The organism is Burkholderia sp. AU16482 (genome assembly GCF_002223285.1).
In the GTDB taxonomy this organism is placed as follows: Bacteria; Pseudomonadota; Gammaproteobacteria; order Burkholderiales; family Burkholderiaceae; genus Burkholderia; species Burkholderia semiarida.
In genome coordinates this window covers 77,928-90,504 of sequence record NZ_NKEY01000008.1, presented here as the reverse complement: position 1 = coordinate 90,504, position 12,577 = coordinate 77,928, and the positions used below count along the sequence as shown (strand labels likewise).

Annotated in this window: 12 protein-coding genes and 1 pseudogene; 11 read left to right on the top strand and 2 right to left on the bottom strand. The window is 68.9% G+C overall.

Annotated features, from left to right (window positions below; translation table 11 throughout):
* Positions 1-224: 224 nt before the first annotated feature.
* The 4 genes from CFB35_RS29830 to CFB35_RS29815 all read left to right on the top strand — a co-directional run bounded on the left by CFB35_RS29830 (position 225) and on the right by CFB35_RS29815 (position 4,357).
* Positions 225-1,574: a reverse transcriptase family protein gene (locus CFB35_RS29830; protein ID WP_089465966.1), complete on the top strand. Its 1,350-nt coding sequence runs from the start codon at positions 225-227 to the stop codon at positions 1,572-1,574.
* 310 nt (positions 1,575-1,884) lie between these two features.
* Positions 1,885-2,214, top strand: a complete 330-nt coding sequence (locus CFB35_RS29825; protein WP_059579344.1) for an H-NS family nucleoid-associated regulatory protein — start codon at positions 1,885-1,887, stop codon at positions 2,212-2,214.
* 299 nt (positions 2,215-2,513) lie between these two features.
* Positions 2,514-3,761: an MFS transporter gene (locus tag CFB35_RS29820; RefSeq protein ID WP_089465965.1), complete on the top strand. Its 1,248-nt coding sequence runs from the start codon at positions 2,514-2,516 to the stop codon at positions 3,759-3,761.
* Positions 3,762-3,805: 44 nt separating this feature from the next.
* Positions 3,806-4,357, top strand: a complete 552-nt coding sequence (locus CFB35_RS29815; RefSeq protein ID WP_373453026.1) for a DNA-binding protein — start codon at positions 3,806-3,808, stop codon at positions 4,355-4,357.
* 283 nt (positions 4,358-4,640) lie between these two features.
* Here the strand turns inward: CFB35_RS29815 and CFB35_RS29810 are convergent, their stop codons facing one another.
* Positions 4,641-5,621, bottom strand: coding sequence for a helix-turn-helix domain-containing GNAT family N-acetyltransferase (locus CFB35_RS29810; RefSeq protein ID WP_089465964.1), 981 nt, complete (start codon positions 5,619-5,621; stop codon positions 4,641-4,643).
* Between the two features lie 279 nt (positions 5,622-5,900).
* Between CFB35_RS29810 and CFB35_RS29805 the strand changes: the two genes are divergently transcribed.
* From CFB35_RS29805 to CFB35_RS29800, 3 genes and pseudogenes are all read left to right on the top strand, one after another.
* On the top strand, positions 5,901-6,278 hold the full coding sequence (locus CFB35_RS29805) for a sugar ABC transporter ATPase (protein WP_089465963.1): 378 nt from the start codon (positions 5,901-5,903) through the stop codon (positions 6,276-6,278).
* An 82-nt stretch (positions 6,279-6,360) separates the two neighbouring features.
* Positions 6,361-6,528: pseudogene (locus CFB35_RS34725) on the top strand (microcystinase MlrC family protease); the annotation flags it as partial.
* 127 nt (positions 6,529-6,655) lie between these two features.
* Positions 6,656-7,843, top strand: a complete 1,188-nt coding sequence (locus tag CFB35_RS29800) for a beta-propeller fold lactonase family protein (protein WP_089465962.1) — start codon at positions 6,656-6,658, stop codon at positions 7,841-7,843.
* Positions 7,844-8,013: 170 nt separating this feature from the next.
* Here the strand turns inward: CFB35_RS29800 and CFB35_RS35525 are convergent, their stop codons facing one another.
* Positions 8,014-8,148 (bottom strand): hypothetical protein, encoded by a 135-nt coding sequence (locus CFB35_RS35525; RefSeq protein ID WP_006767081.1) that lies wholly within the window; start codon positions 8,146-8,148, stop codon positions 8,014-8,016.
* A 406-nt stretch (positions 8,149-8,554) separates the two neighbouring features.
* Here CFB35_RS35525 and CFB35_RS29790 point away from each other — a divergent pair, with 406 nt between their 5' ends.
* The 4 genes from CFB35_RS29790 to CFB35_RS29775 all read left to right on the top strand — a co-directional run bounded on the left by CFB35_RS29790 (position 8,555) and on the right by CFB35_RS29775 (position 12,538).
* A complete protein-coding gene (locus CFB35_RS29790) occupies positions 8,555-9,040 on the top strand; it encodes a hypothetical protein (protein WP_089466024.1) in 486 nt (161 codons plus the stop codon).
* 70 nt (positions 9,041-9,110) lie between these two features.
* Positions 9,111-9,923 (top strand): alpha/beta fold hydrolase, encoded by an 813-nt coding sequence (locus CFB35_RS29785; protein WP_089465961.1) that lies wholly within the window; start codon positions 9,111-9,113, stop codon positions 9,921-9,923.
* A gap of 393 nt (positions 9,924-10,316) precedes the next feature.
* On the top strand, positions 10,317-11,486 hold the full coding sequence (gene ampC / locus CFB35_RS29780) for a class C beta-lactamase (protein WP_089465960.1): 1,170 nt from the start codon (positions 10,317-10,319) through the stop codon (positions 11,484-11,486).
* A gap of 149 nt (positions 11,487-11,635) precedes the next feature.
* Positions 11,636-12,538: a LysR substrate-binding domain-containing protein gene (locus tag CFB35_RS29775; RefSeq protein ID WP_060009163.1), complete on the top strand. Its 903-nt coding sequence runs from the start codon at positions 11,636-11,638 to the stop codon at positions 12,536-12,538.
* Positions 12,539-12,577: the final 39 nt, after the last annotated feature.

The following is a 12,577-nucleotide window of genomic DNA, read 5'->3' as shown; positions in this document are numbered from 1 at the left end:
CCGGCTCGATTTGACACCTGGCGTCGCCGCCCATTAAAGTCGCGACGCGGGGCGGCGGGTCAAGCACACGCCCGGAACAGGCAGCCGATGTTCCAGGACTACGGGGCTACCCCGTGGATCGGATCGAGACGCCGATGCGCCGCAAGGGAATCCGTTGCGCGTCGCGCAACATGACCCCTCGCAGCACCAGTCACGTTGACTCGTCGTCCCGCCCCTCTGCGTCCATGCACTCATCCCTGCGCGACACCACCCGAACGATTGCCGAGGCGATGCTCGCCGGTTCGCCCGAGCGCGACGGCGTCGTCGCGCGGATGGCCGCCGTGCTCGGCGAAGCCCCGCCGTGGGCGCACGAATGCGCGGGCCTCGCGCTCGTTCGCTTCGGCGCGGAGTGGGCCGATACCGACACCGACGCGCTCGCGGCGGTGCTGGCCGAGGCGCCCGCGTTCGTGCGTGCCTGGTATGGCGACCGTCGGCCAGCGGTGATCCGCATCGTGCGGCGGCCGCTGGTGCAGCGGCCGCTGCCGGCGCCGCTCGCCGGCTGCGACGTGCCGCACTGGCCGACGCCCGGCGATCTCGCCGGCTGGCTCGGCGTGAGCGTGCCGGAACTCGACTGGCTGTCCGATCACTGGCGCGTCGACGCGCGCGGCAGCGCCACGCCGCTGCATCACTACACGTACGTCGCGGTCGACAAGCGCAGCGGCGGGTGCCGGCTCGTCGAAATCCCGAAGGGGCGGCTGCGCGAAGCGCAGCGCCGCATCCTGCACGCGCTGCTCGATCGCGTTGCGCCGCACGGCGCGGTACACGGATTTCGCAAGGGGCACGGGATCGTGTCGTTCGCGGCGCCGCATGCGGATCGCGATGTCGTCGTGCGCTTCGATCTCGCGGATTTCTTCGTATCGGTGCGCGCGGCGCGCGTTCACGCGCTGTTCGTGACGCTCGGGTATCCGGCCGAAGTCGCGCGGACGCTCACCGGGCTGTGCACCAATCGCGTGCCGTCGGCGCGGCTGCTCGCGCCGGACCTGCGCGACCGGTTCGACTGGATCTGCCGCCAGCGCTATCGCGAACGGCATCTGCCGCAGGGTGCGCCGACGTCGCCGGCGCTCGCCAACCTCTGCGCGTTCCGGCTCGACATGCGGCTCGCCGCGCTCGCGCGTTCGCTCGATGCGACCTATACGCGCTATGCGGACGATCTCGCGTTTTCCGGCGGCGGCGCGCTCGCGCGCGACGTCGAGCGGCTGCAGATCCGGGTCGCCGCGATCGCACTCGAGGAAGGCTTCGCGCTGCAACTGCGCAAGACCCGCGTGATGCGGCGCGGCACGCGGCAGCAACTGGCCGGCGTGGTGGTCAACCGTCATCCGAACCTGGCGCGCGACGCGTTCGATCGCCTGAAGGCCATCCTGACCAATTGCATCCGGCACGGCCCGGCGTCGCAGAATCGCGACGCGCATCCGGATTTCCGCGCGCATCTGGCCGGGCGCGTCGCGCATGCGAGCGCGCTGAACGCGGCGCGCGGCGCGAAGCTGCGCGCGCTGTTCGACCGGATCGCATGGGAGGCCGGCGGCGAAGACTGCTGAACCGCCGGCTCGCATCGGCCGCGGCCCGCGACTTCTGCAACACGATCCCGCGCACTGCTATCATTCGCGCCATGCCGCGCCCGTGACAGGTGCGGCGAATCACTTGCGGCCGCCGTCCACTCGCGGCGCGCCGCCCGTTGCCGGCCGGTGCTGCCTGTCAGTGACGCACGACGTCGTTTCGTGCTCATCGCGCAAATCATGCCGGCTCAGGTGGACGATTCACCTATTTGACAGCCCCGATCGGCGGAACTTCGTGGTAGGTTCGGCCATCGGAGCTTTTTGCAAAAACATGCCCAAAGAGGATGAATACATGACCCAGGCCCTGCAGGAACTCGAAGCACAACTTCGGGACCTGAACATCAAGCTGTCGGAGGCGAAGCAGAAGGAGAAGCAAGCCGCGCTCGCGGCCTTCAAGGAACAGGTCGAGCTGCTGGGGATTTCGCAGCAGGAAGTGCTGAGCGCGCTCGGCTACATCGTCCAGCGCAAGCGCAAGGCGCCCGCGAAGTACTACGATCCGACGACCGGCCGCTCATGGTCGGGGCGCGGCCCGCGGCCGAAATGGCTCGAAGGCAAGGATCTCGAAACGCTTGCCGTCGACCGCGGAGCCAAAACCTGGTGGCCGGGCGACGATCAGGGCTGAAGCCCGCCGCGCCGCCGGGCCATCCGGCGTCGTCCGGTTCGCGCAGGCGGGCCGGACGGCGATATTCCGCCCGCCTGCCGCCTTTCATCCGGTGTCCGGCCTGATCGCGCATCGCCGGCCTCGCCGCCGCACCGGATCGACGTTTTCCCTTTCCCCTTCCTTTTTCCTTCCCCGTTCGTTGCCGCCGTGGTCCGTCGTTTCCCGCCAGCCGTCCGGCCAGCGCGGGCCGGTGCGCATCCGCCCGCGTCGTTCGCGGGCACAGGCCTTAGAATGTCGCCGGACATTCGTGACAGGACACCATGGCGGCAAACATGAAATCTTCGACGCTCGGCGGGCCGTCGGCCCCGGGCGTGGAGCAGGTCGGCGCATACGCGTGGAAGGCGCTGGCCGGATCGGCGATCGGCTATGCGATGGACGGCTTCGACCTGCTGATCCTCGGCTTCATGCTGCCGGCGATCACGGCGGCGCTGCACCTGACGCCCGGGCAGGGCGGCGCGCTGGTTACATGGACGCTGGTCGGCGCGGTCGCGGGCGGCATCGTGTTCGGCGCGCTGAGCGATCGCTACGGGCGCGTGCGCGTGCTGACCTGGACGATCCTGCTGTTCGCGATCTTCACCGGCCTGTGCGCATTCGCGCGCGGCTTCCAGGATCTGCTCGTCTATCGCACCATCGCGGGCATCGGCCTCGGCGGCGAGTTCGGGATCGGCATGGCGCTCGCGGCCGAAGCGTGGCCTGCAGCCAAGCGCGCCCGCGTGTCGTGCTACGTCGCGCTCGGCTGGCAGGCCGGCGTGCTGCTGGCCGCGCTCGTGACGCCGTTGCTGCTGCTCCACATCGGGTGGCGCGGCATGTTCGCGGTCGGCGTGCTGCCCGCGCTGCTCGCCTGGGTGATGCGCAACACGCTGCACGAGCCGCAAGCGTTCGCGCGGCGCGCGACGCAGCCGAAGTCCAACGCGTTCCGCATGCTCGTCGCCGACGGCCGCACCGCGCGCACGAGCGTCGGCATTGCGATCCTGTGTTCGGTCCAGAATTTCGGCTACTACGGAATCATGATCTGGCTGCCGACCTTCCTGTCGAAGCAGATGGGTTTCTCGCTGACGAAATCGGGCGTGTGGACGGCGGCGACCGTCGTCGGGATGATGATCGGCGTCTGGGTGTTCGGCCAACTGGCCGACCGCATCGGTCGCAAGCCGACGTTCCTGCTGTACCAGCTCGGCTCGGTCGTGACGGTCATCGCGTATGCGCGGCTGTCGGACCCGACGGCGATGCTGTGGGCCGGCGCGCTGATGGGGATGTTCGTCAACGGGATGGTCGGCGGCTACGGGACGCTGATGTCGGAAGGCTATCCGACGGCCGCACGCGCGACCGCGCAGAACGTGCTGTGGAACATCGGCCGCGCGGTCGGCGGCTTCGGCCCGGTCGCGGTCGGCGCGCTCGCCGCGCACTACTCGTTCCAGACGGCCATCGCGCTGCTCGCCGGCCTCTACGTGCTCGACATGGTCGCGACGGTGTTCCTGATTCCCGAGCTCAAGGGCGTCGAGCTCGAATGAGCGCGGGACGCGCGCATGCCGCCACGATTTCACCGGAAACCACGATGCAACGGAACAACAGGACGATCGGCGTGATGGGCTCGGGCAAGGAGCCGTGGCTCGCGTTTTCGGAACCGCTCGGCGCGTGGCTCGCGCAGGCCGGGTTCAACCTGCTGACGGGCGGCGGGCAGGGCGTGATGCTGGCGGTCGCGCGCGCGTTCGCCGGCGTGCCCGGTCGGGCCGGCCGATCGATCGGCATCCTGCCGACACGGGCCGATCCGGTCGCGGGCTTCGTGCCGCTCGACGGCTATCCGCATCCGTTCGTCGACATTCCGATCCTCACGCCGCTGCCGCGGCGCGAACCGGGCGCCGCGCCGGACGCGATCAATCGCAACTATGTGAACGTGCTGAGCAGTGACCTGATCGTCGCGCTGCCGGGCGGGCACGGGACGGCCGAGGAGATCGCGCTCGCGCAGCGCTGGCGCAAGCCGCTCGTCTGCTTCGGGCCGGATGGCGCGTTTCGGTCGCTTGCCCCGGACGCCACGTGCACGTCGTCGCTCGACGACGTGATCCGGTTCATCGACGATGCGTTCGCGGCGGAGCACGCGCTGCGATAGGGCGATCGATCCATTCGGCGACCGTCTGCGGCTACGTACGTCGGCTCGAACCGCCGCAGCCACGGTTCAGCTCCGTCGCCCTCCGTTCGATGCGCTGTCTTCACCGCGCCGACAGCCGGTTCCGATTGGCGAATCCCGGCCGGCATCGGCTTACAGCAGCGTCACGTTGCTCGACGCCTCGTCGGATGGATACGCCGATGGACCGCGTGCGTTCGCCGTGTCGTGTCCCCGTTCTGTAGCGGGCGTCATGAAGCCCGCCGGATCGACGACGGTCCATTGAACCTCAGCCGCCCGCCGGCCCCGGCCGGCTGAAGCGCTGCTCGACCACCTCCGTCCCCCACTGCGTGCCCGCGGATTCGCTCGTCAGCACGAAGCCGAACGACTCGTACAGATGGCGCGCGGCATCGAGCCCCTTGAACGTCCACAGGTACGTCTCGCGAAACCGGTGTGCGTCGACGAATTGCATCGCGAGCGTCATCAACCGGCGCCCGATGCCCGAGCCGCGCAACGCGTCGCTGACGATGAACCAGCGCAGGTGCGCGACGCCCGTCACCGGGTCGCCGTCGATCGCGAGCGACGCGAGCGTGCGCCCGTCTTCCTGGCACAGCCACAGCGCCTTGCCGTCGGCAGGCAGCGCGCCCGCGAAGGCGGCCAGCTCGGTCGCCACGCGCTGTTCGAAGAAGGCGCCGAAACCCCAGTGTTCCGCGTAGAAGCGCGCATGCAGGCTCGCGATGTCGCCGATGCAGCCCGGCTGATAGCCGTCGCGAATCGACGGCGCCTCGGCGGGTGCAACGGGCGCCCTGGCCGCATTGTCCTGGGCGAGCGCATCGGCGTACAGCGCGAGCGAACGCAGCAGCGCCTGCTGGTCGGCCGGCATCATCCGGCGCAGCGCGTTCGACACTTGATCGGTCGCGAACGTGTCGATTCGTTTGCGGAGTTTCTTGCCTTCGGCGGTCAGGTACAGCTCGATCGCGCGCGCGTCCTCGCTCGACACGCGCCGCTCCACGACCCCGGCCGCTTCGAGCCGCGCGAGTTGCCGGCTCGTGTTCGACTTGTCGAGCCGGAGGATCGCGCCGAGATCCTTCGCGTTGATGCCGGGCGTCATCCCGATCTCGAGGATCGCGTGCACGGCCGACGGCGCCCAGTCGCTGTCGGCCAGCGTCGCACGCATGAAGCCGAGCTCGCGCACCAGCTTGCGCGAGAAGTCGCGCAGCTCGAGGATGGTCGCGTCGCGCGGCTTGGCCGGCACGTCGATGAGGTCCATGCTTTGTCCCCGGAAAGTTGCGGATCGCAATCAACAATAGTTGCGAGTCGCAACTTGTGCAAGGCGGATTTTTCACGCGGATCGGTTGTTTCGCAGGCGCCGCCGCCGTGCGGCCCGGCGGTCAGGCGGATCGACGCGCGAGGACCAGCGCGGCACGGCGGGGTACCGAAGCCGATGGCCCGGCGTGCGGAAGTGGCCGCATACTGGCGGAGCGGGCCGACTTGCGAGCCGGAGCGTCGACCGACCCCCGATCGACGACCGCGGACCACGGAGATCACGATGAACAAGCTGTTGCCGATGACGATCGCGTTGCTTGCCGGCAGTGGCATCGGCGCGGCGCCGCTTCATGCCGCCGGCGCGATGGACGCGCCGCCGTGCAGCGCCGCGCATGCGGCGGATCGGGGCGGCGGAAACGCCGCGATGGCGGACGCGTCGGTCCGCAGCTTTTCGACGGCCGGTTGTTCGGGCGCGGTATTGCAGGGCGACAGCGCCGCCGCGACGGTCAACGGCGACCGGGTCGAGTTGCACGACGGCGTCGTCTACGTCAACGGCCGATCCTATGGCGCGGTTGCGCCCGCGCAGACGGTCGAATACGAGGTCGCGCGCGACCGGCGCACGTTGAAGGTCGACGGGAAAATCCGCACGCCGCCGCGCTGACGCGTGCCGCCCCGGTACGCCGCCGCGCCGCGGGCATGGGGTTCCCGATCAGCGTGCGGCGCGAACCGTTTCGCGCGACGGGCATTGCCGGCCGGTGTTCGTGCCGATTTCGTCCGCGCTGCTCGAATGCGACAGCCGCGGCGTGATCGGCTCGGACTTCGGGCCGTTCCGCTACGAGCGGCTCGCGCGGCCGGTGTATCCGCACGACGACATCGTCGAGTGGCCGTCGGGCACGCGACGCACGGATTGACGGAACGGAACCGGGAACGAGACGCCGGGCGCGCGTGCTTTCGGGCATCATCCGATAGCGCCGGCCCGTCGGGCAGCAGGGTCGGGCAATTCAGTGCGTCCGCAACCGATCCGGAGAACCGACCGCCATGCATTCGAATCCTTTCCGCCCGCGCGGCGCGCGCCTGCTCGCCGCGCTGACCCTCGCCACGACGGCCGTCGCCGCGCACGCCGCCGACTGGATCGTGTCCGGCAACGACGGCAAGTACCAGCGTGTCGAGGGCCGCGACACCTTTCTGCCGTCCCCGCCCGCCGACACGCTGACGCTGCTCGACGCGAGCACGTTCCCGCCGAAGGTCGCGGCGCAGATCGATGTCGAGAACGGCATCCAGGGGCCGCCGCAGGCCGTCGCGATCACGCCGGACGCGAAGCTCGCGCTGGTCGGCGCGCCGACGCGCTACGACACGGCCGCGAAGCAGCTCGTGTTCGACACGTTCCTGCAAGTCGTGAATCTCGACACCGCGCCGCCCGCGATCACGCGCGTCGAGCTCGGCACGCATCCGCAAGGGATTGCGATCGACCGCTCGGGCCGGCTCGCGCTCGTCGCCAACGTCGACGGCAGCGTGTCGATCCTGCGCATCGACGGCACGCAGGTGACGCTCGACGGCACCCTGAAAATCGGCAAGAAGCGGCTGGCCGGAATCAGCTTCACGCACGACGGCAAGCATGCGCTCGTGTCGCTGCGCGACGAGCAGGGCATCGCGGTGCTGAACGTCGACGACGGCAAGGTGACCGACAGCGGCACGCGGCTGAGCACGGGCGTCGCGCCTTACACGATCGACGTGTCGAGCGACAACCGCTGGGCCGTCGTCAGCAACGTCGGGCTCGCCGGGCTGCCCGGTTACACCGGCACGCTCGCGGGCGACGCCGATTCGGTCGCGCTGATCGACGTGTCGCGCGTGCCGTTTCGCACGGTGCAGTACCTGACGGTGCCGTCGCTGCCGGAAGGCGTCGCGATTTCGCCGAACGGGAGGTGGATCGCCGTGCAGGCGATGAACGGCTCGAACCTGACGGCCGACAACCCCGGCCGCCGCAAGCTCGGCAAGGTGCTGCTGTTCGAGATCCGCGACGGGCAGGCCGTGAAGGTGAGCGAGGTGCCGGGCGGCGAAGCCGCGCAGGGCATCGTGTTTACCGCCGACAGCCGGCACGTGATCGTGCAGTTCAACGTTGAACGGCAGCTTGCGCTGTATGCGGTCGAAGGCGGCAAGCTGCGCGATACGGGCAAGCGGATCGCGCTGACGGGCGGGCCGTCTTCGTTGAGGACGCTGCCGCGCTGAACGGGCTTTGTTCACGGCTCGTGGCGACGGAACCTGAGCGGGCCGTTCGGCCGTGAACGGCACGCGCTCCTTCAACGGATGAAGGAGCGGGCGAACCGGCGACGCGCATGCGAGGATGCGTGCGGAAAGAAGCGCCCGATGCGCTTGCACCGGACGGTACGGCCGTGCCGTTACGGACGCAGCAGATCGAACCCGCCGAATACCACGACACCGCTGAGCACGATCATCGCGACCGAGTGCTGGCCGAAGTAGAGAATCGCGGCGGCGAGCCACGTCGTGATGCAGAAGGCGCCGATGCGGGCCATCGTGTGTTCCTCGAATGCGTGATGAGGTGAATGCGTGCCGCACGGTGTTCGCCGCTCGGGCGGTGAGCGGGGCACACGTGCAGGCGGACGGAAAAGGCGACCCGGGAAGCCGCGAGGGCGTCGTCGGCAGACGTTGCATGCCGCGCCTCGACAGGCCGGAGTCGAAGCCGGCGGCATCGCGCGATCGGCCCCGAACGAGGCGTCCGACGTGCGTCTCCAGCCGGCGAAGCGGCGATTTTACCAGCGCCGCCATGCCGCGAATCTGGCCCTTTCGCGATCAATTTCGGTCATCGTGCAGTAATCCACCCGACCCCCGATATTCAAGTTTCGTGTGACGAATGCCGTAAACGAACTGGAAGGCGATTTCCGCCATGTCACTTCGTCAACCGACACACGGACCGACACGATGCAGATCGATTTCTCCACGACCGCGCGATCCCCGCTCGCGGACAGCGCCATGACCGCGAACCCGCCCGCCGCGAGATCGTTGACCGGCGGCGCGACGGATGCCGCGAGTACGACGGGCGCAACGGGCGCGACAGGTTCCGCCGCAGCGAGTGACACGTCGAGCACCGCCGCGACGAAGGATGCCACCGGCGCCGCCGGCGAAACGCCCGGCGCGGCCGGTGCATCGTCGGAAGACCCGGCGGTCGCCCAGTTGAAGGCGCTGATCGAGCGGCTGCAGAAGCAACTCGCGACATTGGAGCGGCAGATGGCCGCCGCGGCGCAGCGGGCGAAGGACGACCCGTCCGCGGCCGTCGAACAGCAGTCGCTGAGCGCGGAAGCCAGCACGATCTCGGCCGCGCTCGCGACGGCGATCGCGCAACTTGCCGCGGCGCTCGCGAAATCCGGCGGCTCGCAGGCGGGCGGGCTGGTGTCGACGCAGGCCTGAGCGGCCACGGCGGCATCGGCCGCACGCATTACAATCGCAAGCGCGTCTCCTTCTCAAGGACGGCTGAACGATGAATGCGGAACTCGACGACGACGAACTCGTCCGCTTCGACGCGCACGGCGGCCCGCCGCTGCCGGCCGCCGATGCCGAAGGATGGCTCGACCACGACGGCGCGCGCATCTGGCACGCGTCGTACGGCCAGGGGCCGGCGGTCGTGCTGCTGCACGGCGGCCTCGGCCACGGCGGCAACTGGGGCAACCAGGTGCCGGCGCTGCTCGCGGCCGGCTACCGCGCGATCGTGATCGACAGCCGCGGCCACGGCCGCAGCACGCGCGACGACGGCCCCTATTCGTACGAACGCATGGCATCGGACGTGCTGGCCGTCCTCGACGCGCTGCACGTCGACCGTGCACGCTTCGTCGGCTGGAGCGACGGCGCATGCATCGCGCTCGTGCTGGCCGCTCGCGCACCGGAACGCGCCGCCGGCGTGTTCTTCTTCGCGTGCAACATGGATCCGGGCGGCACGAAGGAGATGGCGCCGAGCCCGCTGATCGACCGCTGTTTCGCGCGGCATCGCAAGGACTATGTGCGATTGTCCGCGACACCGGATCAGTTCGACGCGTTCGTCGCCGCCGTCAGCGAAATGATGCGCACGCAACCGGATTACACCGCGCAGGATCTCGCGGCGATCGCCGTGCCGGTTGCGATCGTGCAGGGCGAGCACGACGAATTCATCCGGCCCGAGCATGCGGCGTACTTGGCGCACACGATCCCGGGCGCGACGCTGACGATCCTGCCCGGCGTGAGCCATTTCGCGCCGCTGCAGCGGCCCGCGCGGTTCAATGCGGCGATGCTCGCGTTTCTCGACCGGCTGCCGGGGTGATCTGCAGGCGCGGCGCGCGGCCCGCTGCCGGGCGCGTTCTGACCATCAAGCTGTCGGCTGGATCCGCGGCACGCGCTGCATGATGTGCCACTTGGGCAGGTCGGCCCGCAGGTCGAGTTCGACTTTCAATCCGGGCGGGTGAATCAATTGCGCGGCAGGCCAGCGCGCGTGGATCTGACGAGGCTTATCTCTTTTTCGTCGATTTTTTGACGCGGTGCCATTCGCCGTACCTCATAAGTTTTTCTTTCGCCTCGCGCAACATATCGTCGATTGTTGGCGGCTGGGCGATAGCGGATAGTCCTGCTTCGACAGGCCGGCGGCGCCGCCCTCTATGCGCGGCGCCGCCGTATCCGTTGCTCATGCAACCATCGGAAATCGAAAGGAACCGCACTCATGCGATTCAACGCGACACGCTTCGCCGCGACCCTGTTCGTCGCCGCATGCGCGACCGCCACCGCTGGTCGCGCGGCCGCCGTCACGCAGGACGACCTCCATGACACCGTCACCCGCCATATCGCGCCGCTGATGAAGCAGTACGCGATTTCCGGCATGGCGGTCGGCGTCGTCGCCGACGGCAAGCCCTACGTGTTCGACTACGGCGTGATGTCGAAGCAGACCGGCAAGCCGGTGACCGGCGACACGCTGTTCGAGATCGGCTCGGTCAGCAAGACGCTGACCGCGACGCTCGCCGCGGACGCGCAGGAGGGCGGCGAACTGTCGCTCGCGGACCCCGCGGCCAGGTATCTGCCCGAGCTGCAAGGCAAGCCGTTCGGCGTCGTGACGCTGCTTCAGCTCGGCACGCACACGCCCGGCGGAACGCCGCTGCAGGTGCCGGACGGCATTCGCGACGACGCGGGCCTGATCCGCTATCTCCGCGCATGGCGGCCCGAGTATGCGCCGGGCACGCACCGCAAGTATTCGAACGTCTCGATCGGCATGCTCGGCTGGCTCACCGCGAAGGCGATGCACCAGGATTTCGCGACGCTGATGGAGCAGCGGCTCTTCCCGGCGCTCGGGATGACGCACACGTACATCGACGTGCCGGCCGCGCGGATGGCCGACTATGCGCAGGGCTACACGAAGGACGGCAAGCCCGTGCGGATGACGGAGGGCATGCTGTGGCAGCCGGCGTACGGCGTGCGGACCACGGCGGCCGACCTGCTGCGTTTCGTGCAGGCGAACATGGGAATGATCCAGACCGCGCCGCGCCTGCAGCGCGCGATCGAACGCACGCACACCGGCTATTTCCGCGCGGGGCCGCTGACGCAGGATCTGATCTGGGAACAGTATCGGTACCCGGTCGCGCTGCCGACGCTGCTCGCGGGCAATGCGCCGAAGATGCTGTTCGATGCGGTGCCGGCCAGCGCGATCCAGCCGCCGCTCGCCCCGAGCGCCGCGACGTGGATCAACAAGACCGGCTCGACCGCCGGCTTCAGCACGTACGTCGCGTTCGTTCCCGCGAAGCGGATCGCGATCGTGATGCTCGCGAACGGGAACGTGCCGATCGAGGACCGCGTGAAGGTTGCCTACCGGATCCTCGGGTCGCTCGGCGACGGGCGGTAGCCGCCTCCCGCTCCACGCCGATTGTCCGGACACTATTCGGCGGGAATTATTGAATCGAAATCAACTGTCATTCGCGCGTGCGCCCGCTTATCAAACGGGTGCGTGGGCACTATCGTGACGGTCCCTGATACCGCTGACGAGTGCCGACCATGAAGACGACCCTCGACGAGATGCTCGCGTTCGTGACCATCGCCGATACCGGTTCGTTGACGGGGGCGGCCGACAAACTGCACCAGCCGACCTCGGTGATGAGCCGGATCCTGCGGCGCCTCGAGGAAAAACTCGACACCACGCTGATTCGCCGCACGACGCGCCGCCTCGAACTGACCGAGGAGGGCAAGCTCTTTCTCGACTACGTGCGCGAGATCATCGCGTCGGTCGAATTCGCCGAGGAACAGATCGTCAGCCAGCGCGAGGCACCGGCCGGGCGGTTGCGGATCAATGCGGCGATGCCGTTCATGCAGCACGTGATCGCGCCGATGATGCCGGGCTTTCGCGAAGCGTATCCGGCGATCGCGGTCGAACTCCATACGAGCGATGAAATCATCGACCTGCTCGAACAGCGCACCGACGTCGCGATCCGGATCGGCGAGCTGCGCGATTCGACGCTGCATGCGCGCCGGCTCGGCAGCAGCCGGCTGCGAATTCTGGCGAGCCCGGCCTATCTGGAGAAAGCCGGCGTGCCGGCGAGCGTCGCCGATCTCGCGAACCATACGCTGCTCGGTTTCGTGCAGCCTGAAACGCTGAACCAATGGCCGCTGCGCGCCGCGGACGGTAGCGTGTACCGCATTCATCCGGCGCTGCAGGCGTCGAGCGGCGAGACGCTGTTGACGCTCGCGCTCGCTGGCGCGGGCATCGTGTGCCTCGCCGACTACATGACGGGCACGCATCGCCGCGACGGCAGCCTCGTCGAACTGCTCGTCGACGACACGGTCGAGTTCCGCCAGCCGATTCACGCGGTGTTCTATCGCAATGCGACGCTGTCGTCGCGCATCGTCAGCTTTCTCGACTATGTGGGCGCGCAATTGAAGGCAGGCGGCGACATCGACTGAACCGGCACGGCACGTCACCGGCCATGCAGTGAACAGGGC

Excerpts from the sequence above, each read along its gene's own strand:
- CFB35_RS29830 (WP_089465966.1), top strand. The coding sequence starts at position 225 with ATGCACTCATCCCTGCGCGACACCACCCGAACGATTGCCGAGGCGATG.
- CFB35_RS29825 (WP_059579344.1), top strand. The coding sequence starts at position 1,885 with ATGACCCAGGCCCTGCAGGAACTCGAAGCACAACTTCGGGACCTGAAC.
- CFB35_RS29820 (WP_089465965.1), top strand. The coding sequence starts at position 2,514 with ATGGCGGCAAACATGAAATCTTCGACGCTCGGCGGGCCGTCGGCCCCG.
- CFB35_RS29815 (WP_373453026.1), top strand. The coding sequence starts at position 3,806 with ATGCAACGGAACAACAGGACGATCGGCGTGATGGGCTCGGGCAAGGAG.
- CFB35_RS29810 (WP_089465964.1), bottom strand. The coding sequence starts at position 5,621 with ATGGACCTCATCGACGTGCCGGCCAAGCCGCGCGACGCGACCATCCTC.
- CFB35_RS29805 (WP_089465963.1), top strand. The coding sequence starts at position 5,901 with ATGAACAAGCTGTTGCCGATGACGATCGCGTTGCTTGCCGGCAGTGGC.
- CFB35_RS29800 (WP_089465962.1), top strand. The coding sequence starts at position 6,656 with ATGCATTCGAATCCTTTCCGCCCGCGCGGCGCGCGCCTGCTCGCCGCG.
- CFB35_RS35525 (WP_006767081.1), bottom strand. The coding sequence starts at position 8,148 with ATGGCCCGCATCGGCGCCTTCTGCATCACGACGTGGCTCGCCGCCGCG.
- CFB35_RS29790 (WP_089466024.1), top strand. The coding sequence starts at position 8,555 with ATGCAGATCGATTTCTCCACGACCGCGCGATCCCCGCTCGCGGACAGC.
- CFB35_RS29785 (WP_089465961.1), top strand. The coding sequence starts at position 9,111 with ATGAATGCGGAACTCGACGACGACGAACTCGTCCGCTTCGACGCGCAC.
- ampC (WP_089465960.1), top strand. The coding sequence starts at position 10,317 with ATGCGATTCAACGCGACACGCTTCGCCGCGACCCTGTTCGTCGCCGCA.
- CFB35_RS29775 (WP_060009163.1), top strand. The coding sequence starts at position 11,636 with ATGAAGACGACCCTCGACGAGATGCTCGCGTTCGTGACCATCGCCGAT.